The sequence below is a fragment of the Pseudomonas sp. KBN10P06128 genome, assembly GCF_037574945.1.
Classification (GTDB): Bacteria; Pseudomonadota; Gammaproteobacteria; order Pseudomonadales; family Pseudomonadaceae; genus Pseudomonas; species Pseudomonas aeruginosa.
The window spans coordinates 5083542-5098999 of the sequence record NZ_JBBELR010000001.1 but is presented as its reverse complement, the minus strand read 5'-3'; the positions used below and the strand labels follow the sequence as shown (position 1 = coordinate 5098999).

Sequence of the window (15458 nt, the reverse complement as noted above, 5' to 3'; positions counted from 1 at the left end):
CTGAGTGGCTTTTATTAATAACCCGAGTCCTGTTTCTTTAAGGGTTCATTAATACTTGATGTCCGCTCCCCGTGAATATTCCGGAAACTTCATGGAAACATGGGGAGGGCCAGGGAAAGTCAATCCCGTAGGTTGTCGGAAAAAAACAGCCCCCTGGCGGATCGCTCCGCCAGGGGGCCGGGTCGACGCTTCAGCGGCTGCCGGCGACCACTTGCAGGGCCGGTTCTGCGGTGCGCCCGTAGACGTCTTCCAGGCGCTCGATGTCGTCCTCGCCGAGGTAGCTGCCGGACTGCACCTCGATGATCTCCAGCGGGATCTTGCCGGGGTTGGCCAGGCGGTGCACGGAGGCGATCGGGATGTAGGTCGACTGGTTCTCGGTGAGCAGGAAGGTCTTGTCGTCGCAGGTCACCTGGGCGGTCCCGGAAACCACGATCCAGTGCTCGGCGCGGTGGTGGTGCATCTGCAGCGAGAGGCGCGCGCCGGGCTTCACGGTGATGTGCTTGACCTGGAAGCGGCCGCCCATGTCCACCGAGTCGTAGGAGCCCCACGGACGGTAGACCTCGCAGTGGTTCTGGGTCTCGCTGCGGCCCTGGGCGTCGAGGTCCTTGACCACGTGCTTGACGTCCTGCACCCGGTCCTTGTGGGCGATCATCATGGCGTCCTTGGTTTCCACCACCACGATGTCCTCCAGGCCGATCACCGAGACCAGCTTGCCGTTGCCGTGCACCAGGCAGTTGTGGCTGTCGTGGACCAGCACGTCGCCCTTGGTGACGTTGCCGTTGGCGTCCTTGGCGTGCACGTCCCAGATCGACGACCAGCTGCCGACGTCGTTCCAGCCGGCGGACAGCGGCACCACGCAGGCGCGCGAGGTCTTCTCCATCACCGCGTAGTCGATGGAGTTGTCCGGGCAGCATTCGAAGGTGGCGGCGTCGATGTTCACCAGGTCGCCGTCGTGCTGGCTGCGCTCCAGGGCCAGCAGGCAGGTGTCGTAGATGTCGGCGTCGTGCTTCTTCAGTTCTTCCAGGTAGCGGCTGGCGCGGAACAGGAACATGCCGCTGTTCCAGTAGTAGCCGCCGGCGGCGACGAACTCGCGGGCGCGGGCTTCGTCGGGCTTCTCGACGAAGCTCTGCACCCGGCTGACGCCTTCCGGCAGTTGCGCATCGGCGCTCGCGCGGATGTAGCCGTAACCGGTCTCGGGGCGGCTGGCGGGAATGCCGAAGAGCACCATCTCGCCCTTTTCGGCGGCGTTGGTGGCCAGCGCCAGGGCCTGCTGGAAGGCGCGCTGGTCCTCGATCACGTGGTCGGCGGGAAGGATCAGCAGCAGTTCGTCGCGGCCTTCGGCGACCAGTTTCATCGCGGCGATGGCCACCGCCGGCGCCGTGTTGCGGCCGAAGGGTTCGAGCAGGATCGCCTGGCTCGCCAGGTTCTGCGCCTCCAGCTGTTCCTGGACGATGAAGCGGTGCTCCTTGTTGCACACCAGCAGCGGCGCCTGCATGCCGTCGAAGGCCAGGCGCTTGATGGTCTGCTGGAACAGGGTGTCGTCGCCGGTAAGGGCGAGGAACTGCTTGGGGTACTGCTTGCGGGAAAGAGGCCAGAGTCGCGAGCCGCTGCCACCGGAAAGGATTACTGGGATCATGTTGTTTCTCCTTGAAGCGATGCGTCTGTCTAGGGATCCCGCCGCGCGGCGGGATATCTCGTTACCGGGCTCCACGGAGCCCCGGGTGACCTCTCCAGTGCGCTCCTTCTGCGGGAGCGCTGACGGTTGGTGCGCCGGTGTCGGGCCGGTCTTGTTGTGTGGAATGCCGGGAGGGGCGAGCCTCTCCCGGTCGGTCTCAGTCCGCCTTCACCGGGCGCTTGACCCAGACCGGCGCGAGCTTGCCGCCGCTGCCGGTGACGTACAGGCAGACCACCTCGCCGCGGGCCAGGGTGACCGGCTTCAGGTCGCTGACCTTCTTGCTGCCGTCGAACAGCGCCAGGTTCACCTTCACCGGGTTGATCTCGCGGTCGCCGTGGCTTTGCGGGCCGACGTCCTTGACCACGTCGGTCTTGCCGTCGGCGGTCTTCAGGGTCAGCTTCGAGCCGCTGAGGTTCTGCACCCGCACCAGCGCCTTCTGCTTGTTCTTGAACGGCGGCTCGGCCACCAGCTGCGGCTTGCCGCCGGGCTGGCTGACCAGGGTGTAGTAGCTGTCCGGGTCGAGCTTGACCGGCAGGCTCTGCTGGCCGACCTGGGCGGTGTAGCTGCCGGGGGGGAGGAACTTGAAGTCGCTGGAACCGAGCGGCGCGACGTCGTTCAGGCTGGTGCTGCCGACCGACACGTCGAGTTCGCTGTTGCCGGCGTTGTAGGCGCGGACGAAGGCCGAGCCCTTGGGTGCCTGGGGCCCGTACAGGGCGCCCTCGTCGGCCTGCGCGGCGAATGCGGCGACGCCGAGGGAAAGTGCGCAGGCCAGGCGGGTCCAGGTGTGGCGGCGGGTCATCGGGTTCATGGGTATTCCTCCGTTGCTTCTTCTTCAGCGGGGCGCTCGGCCCCGTGGGTAAACAGCCTTGGCTGTGTTCGTTCAATCGTTGCGGCTGGCGGCCAGGCGCTCGTCGCGGCCGCCACTGGCCTTCAGCTGGGCGACCCAGTCGGCGTCGAACTGGCTGAGGTCGCTGGCCATCGGCAGGTAGCGCTCGGGAAACTCCCAGACCAGCAGTTGCGGCGGGTCCTTGCGGAAGCCTTCGTCCTGCAGCAGTTCCAGCATCGGTTCGAGGGGGCCCTTGCCTTCCTTCGCGTAATTGATCAGGTCGGCGGACAGCGCCTGTTTCAGCGCGCCCTCGAAGTTCCACCTGGGGTTGGCGCTGTAGCTGGTGCCGACCAGCGCCAGGCGCGGTTGCTGGCTATCGCCGAAGAGGTCGTCGCCCGCGCCGGACTGCTGGCCGCCCGGCAGTGCCGGCGCGGCTTCGGTGGTGCGTTGCTGCAACTGCTCCGGACGCGGCAGCAGTTCGTCGAACAGCGGGTCGAGCGGCAGGAAGCTGAGCAGGTCGCCCTTGTGCGTGCGTTCTTCGCCGACGCGGGTGACGAAGTTCTGCGCCGGCACATCCAGCAGGTGCGTCTCGCGGATCTCCGCGCCGAGGCGCTGGGCCACGGTTTCCGCGCCGAGCGGCGACCAGTGGGTGTCGGTGCGCAGGAACACCGCGCCGTTGTCCTTGGCCTGGCGCAGGCTGCCGAGCAGGTCGGGACTGTCGATGCCGGCGGCGCGGGCGCGGGCCAGGAAGTCCTGGTAGAGGCTGTCGTGCAGCGCGGCCGGCTGCTCGCGGCCGATGTGCTCGGGATACAGGCGGGCCTTGGCCGGGATCACCGCGAGCACCAGCTTGACGCCGCGCCGGTTCAGCTCCCGCTGCACGCCGCGCACCAGTGCCCAGTTGTCTTCCAGTTGCTGGCCGCTCGGCGCCGGCTTGAACTCTTCGTCGGTGAACAGCCAGCCGTCCTTGCCGATCACCACGCCGGGGCGGCCTTCGTGGAACAGCGTGTAGTCGAGTGCGGCCCAGAGGTTGGTGCCCAGGCGCTTGATCGGGAATTCCTTGTCGTAGTGGGCTTCGAAGGCGTGCGCCAGCTTGCCGTTGAGCAGTGGCGTATCGGCCGCGGCGGAGAAGCCCGGCACGCTCTTCAGCGACCATCCGGCGAGCCCCAGCAGCAGCCCGCCGAAGGCGGCGATATAGGCGTATTGCAGGGGGCGGGAAATGCTCTGTGTCATGGCGTGGGCCTCGCTCAGAACTGGAAGTAGAGGAATGGCGAGTAGCTCTGCGCGGAGAGCTTCAGCACCGAGGCGGCGAACAGCAGGAGCAGCGCCAGGCGGGTGGCCAGGACGGGCAACTGGCTGAGCCAGCTCGGCTGGTAGACCAGCGCGCCGCTCGGCGAGTAGGCGATCGCCGCCGGGTCGCCGGCGGCCTCGCGCGGGGCGCGCGGCTGGGCACTGGCCGGGCCGTCGGCGGCCACTTCGTCGCTGTTCGCCGCGGCCTTGGGCGCCTTGGTCTGCAATGGCTGGTTGTAGAACTGGCGCAGGCCGAAGAACGCCAGCACCAGGTAGGCCAGGACCAGGGTGCCGACCTGCAGGCCGGTGAGGCTGGCGCGGTTCAGTTCGGAGAGCTGCCAGGTGCCGAAGCTGAACATGGCTTCGTACATGCGCCAGGCGACCTGCAGGTTCTCGGCGCGGAAGATCACCCAGCCGATCACCACCAGGAGGAAGGTGAACGCCCACTTCAAAGGGTTGAGCACGCGCGGCGCGGCGTTCACTCCGAGGGCCCGCTCGATCGCCAGCCACATGCCGTGCCAGGCGCCCCAGATGATGTAGGTGAAGTTGGCGCCGTGCCACAGGCCGCCGAGGAGCATGGTCAGGAACAGGTTGCGGTAGGTCTGGAAGGTGCTGCCGCGGTTGCCGCCCAGGCTGATGTAGAGGTAGTCGCGCAGCCAGGTCGACAGGCTGATGTGCCAGCGCCGCCAGAACTCGGTGATCGACTGGCTGATGTAGGGCTGGTTGAAGTTCTCCATGAAGCGGAAGCCCATCATCAGGCCGAGGCCGATGGCCATGTCGCTGTAGCCGGAGAAGTCGAAGTAGAGCTGCGCGGTGTAGGCCAGGGCGCCGAGCCAGGCGTCGCCGGTGGTCGGGTTCTGCAGGGCGAAGCAGTGGTCGGCGAGGGCGGCCAGGGTGTCGGCGATGAACACCTTCTTGACGAAGCCCTGCATGAAGCGGGTGCAGCCTTCGGCGAACTTGTCGACGGTGTGGGTGCGGTGGTTGAACTGGTCGACCAGGTCCTTGAAGCGCAGCACCGGGCCGGCGATCAGGTGCGGGAAGATCGCGACGAAGGCGGCGAAGTCGATCAGGTTGTGGGTCGCCGGGGTATCGCCGCGGTAGACGTCGATGATGTAGCTGATCGACTCGAAGGTGTAGAAGGAGATGCCGATCGGCAGCAGGATGTGGGTCAGCACGAACGGCTGCATGCCGAACGAGGTGATGATCTCGTTGAGGCTGTCGACGCCGAAGTTGGCGTACTTGAAGTAGCCGAGCACGCAGAGGTCGACCACCACGCCGAGGATCAGCCAGCGTTGCGCGGCCCTGGTGCGTACGCCGGCGGCGCCGATGCGCAGGCCGATCCAGTAGTTGAAGACGGTGACCCCGGCGAACAGCAGGAGGAAGTCCACCCGCCACCAGGCGTAGAACACGTAGCTGGCGATCAGCAGCAGCAGGTTCCGGTAACGTTCGCCGCTCAGGTAGTACAGGCCGAGAAAGACCGGCAGGAACAGGAACAGGAACACGTTTGAAGAAAAGACCATGCCGTCTCTCTCTCTAGAGCGTCAACCATTCAGGTCGGCCCTGCCTTTCCGCGCCCTGGAGCGCTCGAGGAAAGGCGGGACGACCCGCCGTTTTCCTCCCCGTGGTGTTGCCTAAGGTGTTGCGCCCGCCCGCGTCTGTCGCGCATGGGTCGGGGTGTGGCGCCTGGTGGGACGCCTGGTCGGCGAGCGGGGTAGAGGGGCGCGTGGCCCCCGGCCTGTGCGCCCGCTTCCCGCCACGCCCTCAACTTCCCCCTTCGCGGCTGAACACCCGCGTCACTTCGCCGCCGAGGCGGAAACTGTTGAACGGCTCGCGGTCCTTCTTCGCCTCGAGCATCTTCGGCTCGCAGCGGTAGAGGGCGCAGTAGGGCTCCAGCCAGGCGTACTTGTTGTCGACCTTGAGGTCGGTCATGTCCTGGTCCTCGCCGGTCTTCTCCTCGAAGGTTTCCTCGTCGTCGACTCCCTTCATCACCCGCTCGGCCAGGCGCTGCAGGGCGCCGTGGTTCTCCTGGCGCAGGTCGACGCCGTTGACCTGGGCGAACGCGGCGATCATCGCCAGCGGCGGCAGCGCATAGTTGTGGTAGGCGAGGGCGCGCTGGCGGCGCTTGAGTTCGTTGGGCAGGAAGCCCTGCTCGTCGACCTGGTTGGCGGCGACCTTGAACTCGCTCACCGCCCAGTCGAAGAGGTCGCGGCGGTTGGTCACCACCGCGGTGGACATCACCGACCAGGCCGCCCAGTAGGAATGGTTGTTGATCTTCTTCAGCGGCAGGCCGCTCCAGTCGCGGACTACCTGGGTGCCGAGCCGGGCGAACCAGTCCTCGATTTCCCGGCTCTGCTCGGCGTGGGCCGCGAGCGGCCGCGAGCTGGAGAACTTCAGGCGCATGTAGGCGCCGGAGAGGCTGCCCAGCGCCCATTTGCGCATGGACTTGCCGGTGTGGTTGAAGTCGTCGCTCTGCAGGGCGCCGGCGCGGGCCCAGGCGCTCATCCAGTTCAGTGCGCAGGCCAGGTCGCCGTCGCGGCCGCTGCGCATGTACTGGGTGACCAGCTTGGTGGCGCCGCGCTCCATGTCGGTGATGTCCTTGATCTGCGAGCGGAAGGTCTTCTCCGCCTTGACGTTGAGGGTCGCCCGCGCCGAATCGGAGCCTTCGTACTTGCTGGTGAAGACCAGGCTGCCGGTATACGGCGGCGGCACCGCGGGGCAACTGCCGGCGCTGCCCTTGCGCTCGCCGACCGCCGCGTAGTAGCCGGGCGGGGGTACCAGGTCGGCGGCCTGGCTGACCTGGCTGGCGAGCAATGCCGCGGCGAGGGCGCCGGGCAGGGCGATACGGATCAGGTGGGACGTTTTCATCGTTTACCTCCCGGCCACCGACTGGCTGGCCTTGGCGGGCGCCGCCTGGCAGATGCTGGCCTGGACCTCCAGGCCCTGGGGCATGTCCTCCGGCGCTTCGATTTCCAGGGAAAGGAACTGCTGGTCGGCCCAGTCGCTGTCGTTGCGCAGCTGGAAGACGTAGCGGCCGCCGGTATCGACGGCTTTCGACTGCTCGATCTTCAACTGCTCGCGGCGGCCGTTCATGTACCAGATGGTGTTCTTCAACTCGTGTACCGAAGGGTCGCTGTAGGTCACGTCGGCGACGTAGCTGCCGCTGCGGATCGGTAGCGCGGCGCTGTTCAGCAGCACCTCGTTGCGGCCCTGGCGCAGCTTGACCTTGCGGCTGAGCACGGTCTTCCGGCCGGAGCAGCCGTTGTCCACCAGCGGCATGGCCTGGCGGTAGAAGCTCTTCTGCGCCATGTCGTAGTGGGTGGCGAATTCCCAGATGAGGATCTTCGGCGGGTTCTTGTGGAATTCCTCGCTGGTCATGTACGCCAGCAGCGAACTGTCGAAGCCGCCGCCGGACACCGCGTTGTTGAGGATGTCGGCGCCGCTGAACTCCTCCAGGAAGCCGGCGAAGTTGTAGGCCGGGCCGCTGTTGGAGGTGCCGACCAGGGCGATCTGCGGGTTGCCGCCGTCGCCGAACAGGTCGCCGCTGTCGCTGGCGCCCACCGGCTCGGTCTCGAAGCGGTCGACGTACTGGGTGGCGTAGCTGTTGCCGCAGAGTTGCGCGGCGGCCTTGTGGAAGGTGCCGAGCTTGGACAGCAGGCCGACGCGCTTGCTTTCGAACTGCTTCTTGGGGATCTCCTCGAAGCCGGGCACCTGCTTCAGCGTCTCGGCCACGATCTTCGCGCTGCGCCGGGCGCCATGGGGAGTCCAGTGGTGGTCGCCCTTGAAGTAGTAGGCGTGCTCCTCCTTCTCGTCGAACAGCGGCGAGAAGTCCGGGGTCCAGATGCCGGCCTGGCGGAAGCGGGCGATGGTCGCCAGGTAGTTCTTCTTCGCCAACTCGTAGTCGAAGCCGGCCTTTTCCGCCGGGCTGAGCTTCTCGCGGTTCACCAGGCCGCGGGTCGGCTGGTAGACCACCACCAGCTCGATGCCCTTGCGCTTGAGTTCGTCGCGCAGTGCGCGGAGTTCGCGCCAGCCTTCGGCGCTGGTGCCGAAGTCGGTACGCAGGTCGTAGGTGGTGCGGAACAGCCAGTCATCCTGGGCCTGCACCAGGTGGGTGAAGAAGCCCAGGTACTTGGTGTTGTAGCGCGAGTCGTCGGCGGCGGCCGGGCACAGGTTGCCGGCCGGCAGCGCCTGGTAGCTCGGCGCCGCGCCGGGGTCGGCGGCGAGGGCTGCCTGGGCCAGGCAGAGGCCGGCGGCCAGGGCGCTCAGGCGGAACAGTCGGGAAGTGCGGGTTTTCATGCGTCTGGGTCCTCAGTCCTGGAGTTCGGCCTGGCTTTCCACGGGGTCGATCAGCACCGCCTTGTCCTGGCGCACCAGCAGGTCGAGGATCTGGTCCTGCTTCTCGCCGAGAACGCCGGGCAGGCTGATGCCGGAGGATTTGGTCGGGGCGAGCATCGCCACCCGGTACAGTTCGAGGCTCAGCGGCGAATCCACCGAGAGCGGGCCGGAGCCGTTGCCGGCGAGCTTGCCGCCGACCACGATCAGCGAGACCTTGGTGTCGAACGGGTCGAGGGCGATGTTGCGGTCGGTGTTGGTGAGGTCCTTGATGTGGCCGTACACGCCGATCAACTGGTTGCCCGCCGCGAGGTTCTCGTAGAGGCGGATGTTCACGCTGTTGCGCACGCGGATGCCGTGGCGGCGGTTGGCCAGGACCTGGTTGCCCCAGAGCAGGTTGTCGCCGCTCTCGTAGAGGGTGATGCCGTCGGAATGGTTGCGGTAGACCTCGTTGTAGGCCACCAGGTTGCCCTCGCTGTTACGGTCGAGGACGATCCCGGAAAGCTTGTTCTCGTAGCTGCGGTTGTTGAAGATGAAGCTGTCGTTGACTTCCCGCGAGACGATGATGCCGTGCTTCTTCCTGGTCCCGTGGACGGTGTTGTCGGCGATGATCAGGCGGTGCGAACGGTCGTGCGGGTCGATGCCGTAGACGATGTTGTCGCGGTAGGTGTTGCCCTTCACCACCAGGTCGTCGGCCTCGTAGCAATAGAAGCCGTACCAGCTGTCGACGATGGTCGAGTCGATCACCCAGCCCTTGGGACGCGGGCGCTTCATCTGCTTGTCCATGCCCGGGCTGTACTGCGAGATGGAGATGCCGTAGGCCTTGGAGGCGTTGTAGCCGAAGCTGGTGAAGGTGCTGTTGCTCAGGTACACCTCGGCGCCGCCCCAGGAGATCAGGAACGGACGGAACTCGTTGGGCGTCTTGAACCAGGCCGGCTCCTTCTTCGATTCGCTCCAGCCGGTGACCTTGCTGTCGCGGACGAACAGCATGCCGTCGTTGACCAGGAACGCGCCGCGCTCCTGGGACAGGCGCAGTTCCTTGACCTGCTTGTCGATGTCGAGGGTCGCGCCCTGGCTGACCACGATCGGCAGGCGGGCGACGAACACCCCCGGCTCGACCTGTTCCAGCGCGCTGGCGGGAAGCTTGCCGGCGAGCTGGGCGAGGTTCACGTAGCCGCCTTCGATGAAGATCGCCTGGGGCATCTGGCGCTGGCGCTTGACCCATTCGGCGAGGCGGTTGCTGCCACCGGTGAACTCCTTCAGCGGCTGCTGCTGGACCATCCGCTGCACGCTGGCGCGGCCACCCGGCTTGCGCACGATCTTGGCTTCCACCGCGGCGGCGGTGTAGCCGGAGAGGTCGGGCAGTTTCGGCGGGTCCAGGTGCAACGGTTCGGCCGGCGCGGTGGTCACCGTGTAGTTGCCGGTTTCCTTCAGGCCCTGGGTCAGGCCCGGCTCGTTGCCGGCCTGCGCCGGGACCGGCTGCGGTTTCTCCACCGGCTGCGCCGCCCACGCCTGGCCGTGCAGCAGCACCGCGCCGAGCACTGCCGCGGCCAGCGGGCGCAGGCGCGGGAGCCGGCGGCGGGGGATCGAAAGGGAAATGTCGGGCATGTCCGGTTTCCTCGCGGGGCTCAGAAGCGCCAGATGAAGTCGACGAAGGCGCGGTGCATGGTCGAGTCGGTGCCCGGCCCGTAGGCGTCGCCCGGCTTGAACAGGCCGCCGCGGAAGCGGATCAGCGCCGAGGGCTCGTCGACGTACTGGCTCATCGAGGCCGGCAGCAGGCCTTGCTTGAAGTACTTGGTCACCACCAGGTCGAGTTCCTGGCCGATGTCCTTCTCGCCCGGTTGCAGGGCGGCGTTGATGCCGCTGGTGCCGATGTCGGAGTCGTCGTCGACGCGCCAGAACTTGTGGTAGACCAGGCTCGCGTCGTAGTCCTCGCGCAGTTGCCAGGAGCCGAACAGGGTGGCTGCCTGGAGGTTGCTCAGTTCGCCGCGGAAGGCTTCGCCGAAGCGGTGCACGCGCGAGCGGGTGCCGGTGAAGTTGGAGCGATTGCTCTCCAGCCCGGTCTGCTGGAACTGCTCCTCGCCGTCCTTGCCACCGCCGCTGCCACGGGCGTAGCCGACGCCGGCCTTCCATTGCTCGTCGATGTTCCAGCGCAGGCCGAGGTCGACGCCGAAGGCATTGACGTCGCCGCTCTGCTTGCCGGTGGCGATGCGCCGGTCGTCGACCGTGGTGGTGGTCAGGTTGTCGCGGTCGCCGGTCAGCCAGGTGGCGCTGGCCCAGTAGTTCAGCGGCATGCTCGAACGATAGTTGTAGGCATCGCCGGTAGCCTCGATGCCGAGCCAGGTGAGCTGGCCGGTATAGGTCTTGTCGAGGTTGTCGACTTCCTCGCCGGGGCGGCGCAGGTGGCCGCTGTCGTCGGCGTGGTGGATGCGCACGCCGATGCGGTGGTGCGGCGCCCACTGGGTGGAGATGTCGCCGAACACATGGGTGCGGTCCTTGTCCTCCGGAGCCAGTTCGTCGAGGTCGGTGCGGTATTCGCTGAAGCGCTGGGCGACCCCGGCGTGGGCGTTGAGCAGGGTGGTCTCGAAGCTCCAGTTCAGCGCCTCGATGTTGGTGTCCTGCCACTGGCCGCTGTCTTCCCGCAGGCGCTGGCGGCCGAAGCGCAGGTGCTCGCCGGGGTAGGCGGTGAGGCCGGCGTAGTCGACCCAGAATTCGCGTGCGGCGAGGTAGCTCTTGTCCGGCTCGCGACCGTCGTTGCGGCTGTTGTTGCCGTCGTCGGTGTCCGATTGCAGGGTGTCGGTCTCGATGGTGTCGGTGGCGGCCACCGCCTGGCCCATGAAGTAGGCGCTCCAGTCGCCCCACTGGCCGAAGGCCCAGGGCCGCAGGTCGATACCGATGTCGTTGAGGGTGCCGCCGGGAGCGGTGCCGAGGTCGCGATCGTTTTCCGATTCGCCGGTGATCTTCACGTCCAGGCCGAAGTTCTTCGGCGCCTCGCCGCTGTTGGCGGCGAACGCCGGCGCGCCGAGCAGCAGGGCGATGGCCAGGGACAGGGCGCGCGGCGCGAAGGACGGCCGCGGGTTGACGGAACGGGAGCTGTTCATAGGCTTTCTGGCTCTTCTTCGTTGATCGGCGAGTCCTGGCTCTGCAGCAGGCTGACGGTGGCCTGCCAGTTGTTGCCGCGGCTCTGTTGTTCGCGCTTGAGCAATTGCTGCGCCTGGCTGCGTTCGGCCGGCGGCAGTTGCGCTTCGATCTGCCCGAGCAGGTCGCTGGCCTGCGGTACCTGCTGCTGCACGGCGAGCTGGCCGAAGACGTAGGCGTTGACCCGGTTCGGCTGGATGCCGCGGCCCTGCGACCAGAGCTGGGCCAGGGCCATGTCGGCGCTGGCCTGGCCGGCGCGGGCGGCGAGGATCAGGTGGTCGACGGCCTTCTGCGGATAGACCTTGCCGAGGAAGCCGCGGCGGTAGATCTGCCCCAGGTAGTAGTTGGCCTGGGGTTCGCTGGCGGCGGCCTTGAGCAGGTGCCGCTCGGCCTTGCGCGGGTCCTGCGGCGCCCACTTGCCGTCGTAGTAGAGGCGCCCGAGGAGCAATTCGGCGCGTGGCTGGGCGGCGTCCTGGGCGTTCTTCAGGTAGCCGAGCATCTTTTCCAGGTCGCCCTGGTCGGGATAGTCGTAGAGCAGCTTGGCCAGGCTGACCCAGGCCGCGGGGTAGCTCGGCGCGATCTCTTCCAGCAGCGCCTGGGCGGTCTGCGGGTCGGGCTGGCCGAGTTCGCCGTCGGCGAGCATCCCGGCCACCGAGTCGACCCGCTCGCCGGGCACCCGGCCGGCCTTGTAGGCGGCGCGCAGCTGTTCGAGCAGGGCCTTCTGCTTTTCCGCGTTGCCCTGCATCTGGTAGACCGTGGCCAGTTCGTACCAGCACACGTCCATGCGCCGCAGCCAGCGCTGGCAGACCTGCTCGATCTCGCCCAGGTGCTGGGCGTAGGTGCCCTGGGTGCGGTAGAGGATGATCTGCGCCAGGTCGGCCTGCGGCAGTCCGCGCGCGCGCCACTGGTCGATGCGCTGCTGCGGGTCGATTTCCGGCCAGGACTGCGGGTATTGCAGGTAGAGCACGATGAGCGGCACCAGGGCACTGTCCTCGCCCTGTTCGAAGGCCTGGCTGAGCAGGCGCTCGGCCTCGCGGTGCTCGGCGTCGCTGGCGCCGGGCTTGGCCGCCAGCCACTTGCCAAGGCGCGCGCGGGCCCGCGGCGAGGTCTGCGCGGCCTCGCGGTAGAGCTTTTCGGCCTTGGCCTGCTGCGCGCTGTCGCCGCTGGCGACCTGCATGTCGGCGAGGCCGACCTGGGCGTCGGCGTAACCCATCGCGGCCAGGGCCTGGTAGTTGCTCTGGGCGGTGGCGAGGTCGCCGCGCTCCAGGGCCTCCTGGGCCAGGCGCTGGTCGGGCAGTCCGGCGCAGCCGGCGGCCAGGGCGATGGCTGAGGCCAGCAGCAGGTGCCGGGACGCCAGGGGCAGGGGAGGGAGGATGGGCATCTTCATGGTCGGGTACCGGTCAGCGAGCGGTGGCCAGGGTCACGGCCTTGTTCAGCAGGGTGCGGCCGGGCAGGCCGCCGATGCTGACCTCGGCCGGGCGGCCGGCGTACTGGGCGTCGAGCGGCTGGTCGGGCTGGATCTGCACGCGGATTTCCGAGGACAGGTCGCCGTCCACCGGCGCGGTGTTGACGATGCGGCCGCTGCGGTTGACGCCGTCGCCGGCGACCTGGAAGTTCACCCGGGTGCCCGGCGCCAGCTCGGCGGCGTTGCGGTAAGGGAAGCGCGCCTCGATGCTGGCCACGCTGTCGCGCGGGGCGAGGGTGAAGATCACCTGGCCCTTGTTGGCGTATTGCCCGTCGGCTACCAGTTGCTGGACCACGCGGCAGTCGCAGGGGCTGGTCAGGGTCCCTTTCATCTGGTGGCCGAAGAGCTTCTCGATGTTGCCCGGGTTGAGCTGCTCCTCGGTCAGGTTGCCCTTGAGCATGTCCAGCAGGTTGGCCGAGAAGGTGGCGATCGGCGCGCCTTTGGCGACTTCCGCGTTGGGCCCGAGAAGGCTCTGCACGGTGCCCTCGCGGGGCATGGTGATCTGCTGGTTGGGGACGCTGACCACGCCGGAATCGGCATGGGTGACGAAGTACAGGTTGTACATCTGGTTGAGAATGAAGGCGAAGGCGCCGACCCCGACGACGAAGATCGCGGTGCTCAGGGTCACCGCCCGGACCCGGCCGAAGAAGCCCATCCCGCCGTTGCCGCCGCCCTGCTTGCGGGCCTTGGTGAAGTTCTCGCGCTGGAGGGTATTGAGCATGTCGCCGACGCCGATCACCTCGCCGGCCAGGTAGGAGGTGATCAGGTAGCGCAGGGCCGCCACCTCGCGCGGCTTGAGGTTCTGGAACTCGCAGCCGACGCGGCGGCTGGCGGGGTCCACCGAGCGCACCTGGAACTCCACTTCGAGGGAAAAGCTGATGCTGTCGACCTGGAACAGCAGCTTGCCCTTGTACAGGTCGCCGGGCTGGATCGGCGCGCCGCTCGCGGTGAAGGCGAAGCCGCCGGCGGAGAGATCCAGCAGGCGTGCGTCGACGCCTTCGCGGTTGGCGCCGATGTAGCGGATGCGCGCCGGCAGCTTGACCCGGGCGAACTGGCGCTGGGCTTCGGATTCGTGCACGACGTTGACGTTGACGGCTGTATTCATGGTGTCGGGTCCTGTTCGGTCCAATCTGGGTCGATTTGCGCGCGGGCCGCGGCCCTGGCGTTGTCCGTAGTCGATTCGGTGGTCATACGATGGTCAGCAGCACGGCGACGAAGATGCTGGCGGCAGAGAAGGTCATGGCCCGCGACGACCAGGCGTTGAACCAGCGCTGGAAGCTGGCCAGGCCGCGCTCCAGCTTGGTCGGCTGGCGGGTCCAGGACTGCCGGTCGAGGCGGAAGAACACATAGATCTTCACCAGCGCGCCGACGATCTGGTTGTAATAGAGGATCAGCGGATAGGCCGGGCCGATGCGGTGCCCGGAGAGCGAGAGGAGCAGGGTCAGCACCAGGCGGGTGAGGCCGATCCAGAGCAGGTACACCAGCAGGAAGGCGATGCTGTACTTGAGGCTGGCGAGGATCGCCACCACCAGGCCGAGGAGGCTGGTCCACATCGAGACGCGCTGGTCGAACAGCACCAGCATGGTGAACCAGCCCAGGCGCCGCGCGCCGAGCTTGAGCGCGCGCGAGTTCTGCCGCAGGTTGTTGCCGTACCAGCGGTACATCAGCTTGCGACTGGCCTTGATGAAGCTCTTCTCCGGCGGGTGCTCGACCGTGTTGATCGCCGCGTCGGGCACGTAGAAGGTGTCGTAGCCCAGGCGCATCAGGCTGAACCAGCTGGACTTGTCGTCGCCGGTGAGGAACTTGAAGCGACCCAGGCGCCAGTGCTCCAGGTGGTCGTTCTCGACGTCGGTGATGAACTCGGGGTTGGTCACCACCCGGGCGCGGAACACCGACATCCGTCCGGTCATGGTCAGCACGCGCTTGGACAGGGCCATCGAGCACATGTTGATGTGGCGCTGGGCGAAGCGCAGCTTGTGCCACTCGCTCATCACGTAGCCGCCCTGCACTTCGCAGAATTCATTGGTGGTGAGGCCGCCGACGTTGGGGAAGAGCTTGAACCAGGGCACGGTCTTCTTCACCACGCCGTGGTCGAGCACGGTGTCGCCGTCGATCACCGCGACCACCGCGTCGTCGTCCGGCAGGTGCCGGGAAATCGCGCGGAAGCCATAGGCCAGGCCGTCGCGCTTGCCGGTGCCGGGAATCCGCACGAAGTCGAGGCTGACCCGGTCCGGCGGGTTCATCTTCTCCCACAGAGAACGGACCAGGACCTCGTCGGACATCTCGACGATGGAGCAGACCACGGTGGTCGGGTAGCCGCTGTCGATGGCTTCGCGGATCACCGAGCGATAGACCATGGCGGTGGTCAGGGCGTCGATGCGGAAACTGGTGACCATCAGGAACACGTGCGACGGGTCGGCCGCGCTGCCCAACTGGCGCACGCGCCGGCGGTAGTACGGGTAGACCACGTGGAGGAACAGCATGCCGCGCAGGAAGTGCACGCCGCCCATGGAGTAGCGCCAGATGCCGACGGCGCCGATAAGCAGGATGAAATCCTTGGAGTCGGCGTCGAACACGGTCTTCGGCACTGCCAGCGCGAGCACCATCAGCAGGCTGAGGAACACCAGCCAGCCGGTGGCTTCGGCGAGGCCACGTTTGTAAGTTTCCATCATCAGTTCCATCGGGCTGGGGACCTTGGCCTCGACGCCGGCGTGCGCTTGTTGTTGTTATGGCGCACG

11 protein-coding genes are annotated in these 15458 nt (G+C 67.2%); all 11 read right to left on the bottom strand.

Annotation, left to right across the window (positions count from 1 at the left end; translation table 11 throughout):
- Nucleotides 1–190 precede the first annotated feature (190 nt).
- The 11 genes from VQ065_RS23825 to alg8 all read right to left on the bottom strand — a co-directional run bounded on the left by VQ065_RS23825 (nucleotide 191) and on the right by alg8 (nucleotide 15392).
- Nucleotides 191–1636, bottom strand: coding sequence for a mannose-1-phosphate guanylyltransferase/mannose-6-phosphate isomerase (locus VQ065_RS23825; protein WP_003092113.1), 1446 nt, complete (start codon nucleotides 1634–1636; stop codon nucleotides 191–193).
- Nucleotides 1637–1832: 196 nt separating this feature from the next.
- On the bottom strand, nucleotides 1833–2483 hold the full coding sequence (algF, locus tag VQ065_RS23820) for an alginate O-acetyltransferase AlgF (RefSeq protein ID WP_003092112.1): 651 nt from the start codon (nucleotides 2481–2483) through the stop codon (nucleotides 1833–1835).
- A gap of 72 nt (nucleotides 2484–2555) precedes the next feature.
- On the bottom strand, nucleotides 2556–3731 hold the full coding sequence (algJ, locus tag VQ065_RS23815) for an alginate O-acetyltransferase (protein ID WP_003092111.1): 1176 nt from the start codon (nucleotides 3729–3731) through the stop codon (nucleotides 2556–2558).
- A 14-nt stretch (nucleotides 3732–3745) separates the two neighbouring features.
- On the bottom strand, nucleotides 3746–5308 hold the full coding sequence (locus VQ065_RS23810; RefSeq protein WP_003110467.1) for an MBOAT family O-acyltransferase: 1563 nt from the start codon (nucleotides 5306–5308) through the stop codon (nucleotides 3746–3748).
- Between the two features lie 241 nt (nucleotides 5309–5549).
- On the bottom strand, nucleotides 5550–6653 hold the full coding sequence (gene algL / locus VQ065_RS23805; RefSeq protein WP_003092108.1) for an alginate biosynthesis protein AlgL: 1104 nt from the start codon (nucleotides 6651–6653) through the stop codon (nucleotides 5550–5552).
- 3 nt (nucleotides 6654–6656) lie between these two features.
- A complete protein-coding gene (gene algX, locus VQ065_RS23800) occupies nucleotides 6657–8081 on the bottom strand; it encodes an alginate biosynthesis protein AlgX (protein WP_003092107.1) in 1425 nt (474 codons plus the stop codon).
- 12 nt (nucleotides 8082–8093) lie between these two features.
- Complete coding sequence (gene algG, locus VQ065_RS23795) at nucleotides 8094–9725, bottom strand: mannuronan 5-epimerase AlgG (protein WP_003110465.1); 1632 nt, start codon at nucleotides 9723–9725, stop codon at nucleotides 8094–8096.
- Between the two features lie 20 nt (nucleotides 9726–9745).
- Complete coding sequence (gene algE / locus VQ065_RS23790) at nucleotides 9746–11218, bottom strand: outer membrane porin AlgE (RefSeq protein WP_003092105.1); 1473 nt, start codon at nucleotides 11216–11218, stop codon at nucleotides 9746–9748.
- Complete coding sequence (gene algK, locus VQ065_RS23785) at nucleotides 11215–12642, bottom strand: alginate biosynthesis TPR repeat lipoprotein AlgK (RefSeq protein ID WP_003092103.1); 1428 nt, start codon at nucleotides 12640–12642, stop codon at nucleotides 11215–11217. The genes algE and algK overlap by 4 nt, the downstream gene beginning before the upstream one ends.
- 13 nt (nucleotides 12643–12655) lie before the next feature.
- The gene (gene alg44 / locus VQ065_RS23780) at nucleotides 12656–13825 is read right to left on the bottom strand and encodes an alginate biosynthesis protein Alg44 (protein WP_003092101.1); all 1170 of its coding nucleotides are present in this window, start codon (nucleotides 13823–13825) and stop codon (nucleotides 12656–12658) included.
- A gap of 82 nt (nucleotides 13826–13907) precedes the next feature.
- The gene (gene alg8 / locus VQ065_RS23775) at nucleotides 13908–15392 is read right to left on the bottom strand and encodes a mannuronan synthase (RefSeq protein WP_003119545.1); all 1485 of its coding nucleotides are present in this window, start codon (nucleotides 15390–15392) and stop codon (nucleotides 13908–13910) included.
- Nucleotides 15393–15458: the final 66 nt, after the last annotated feature.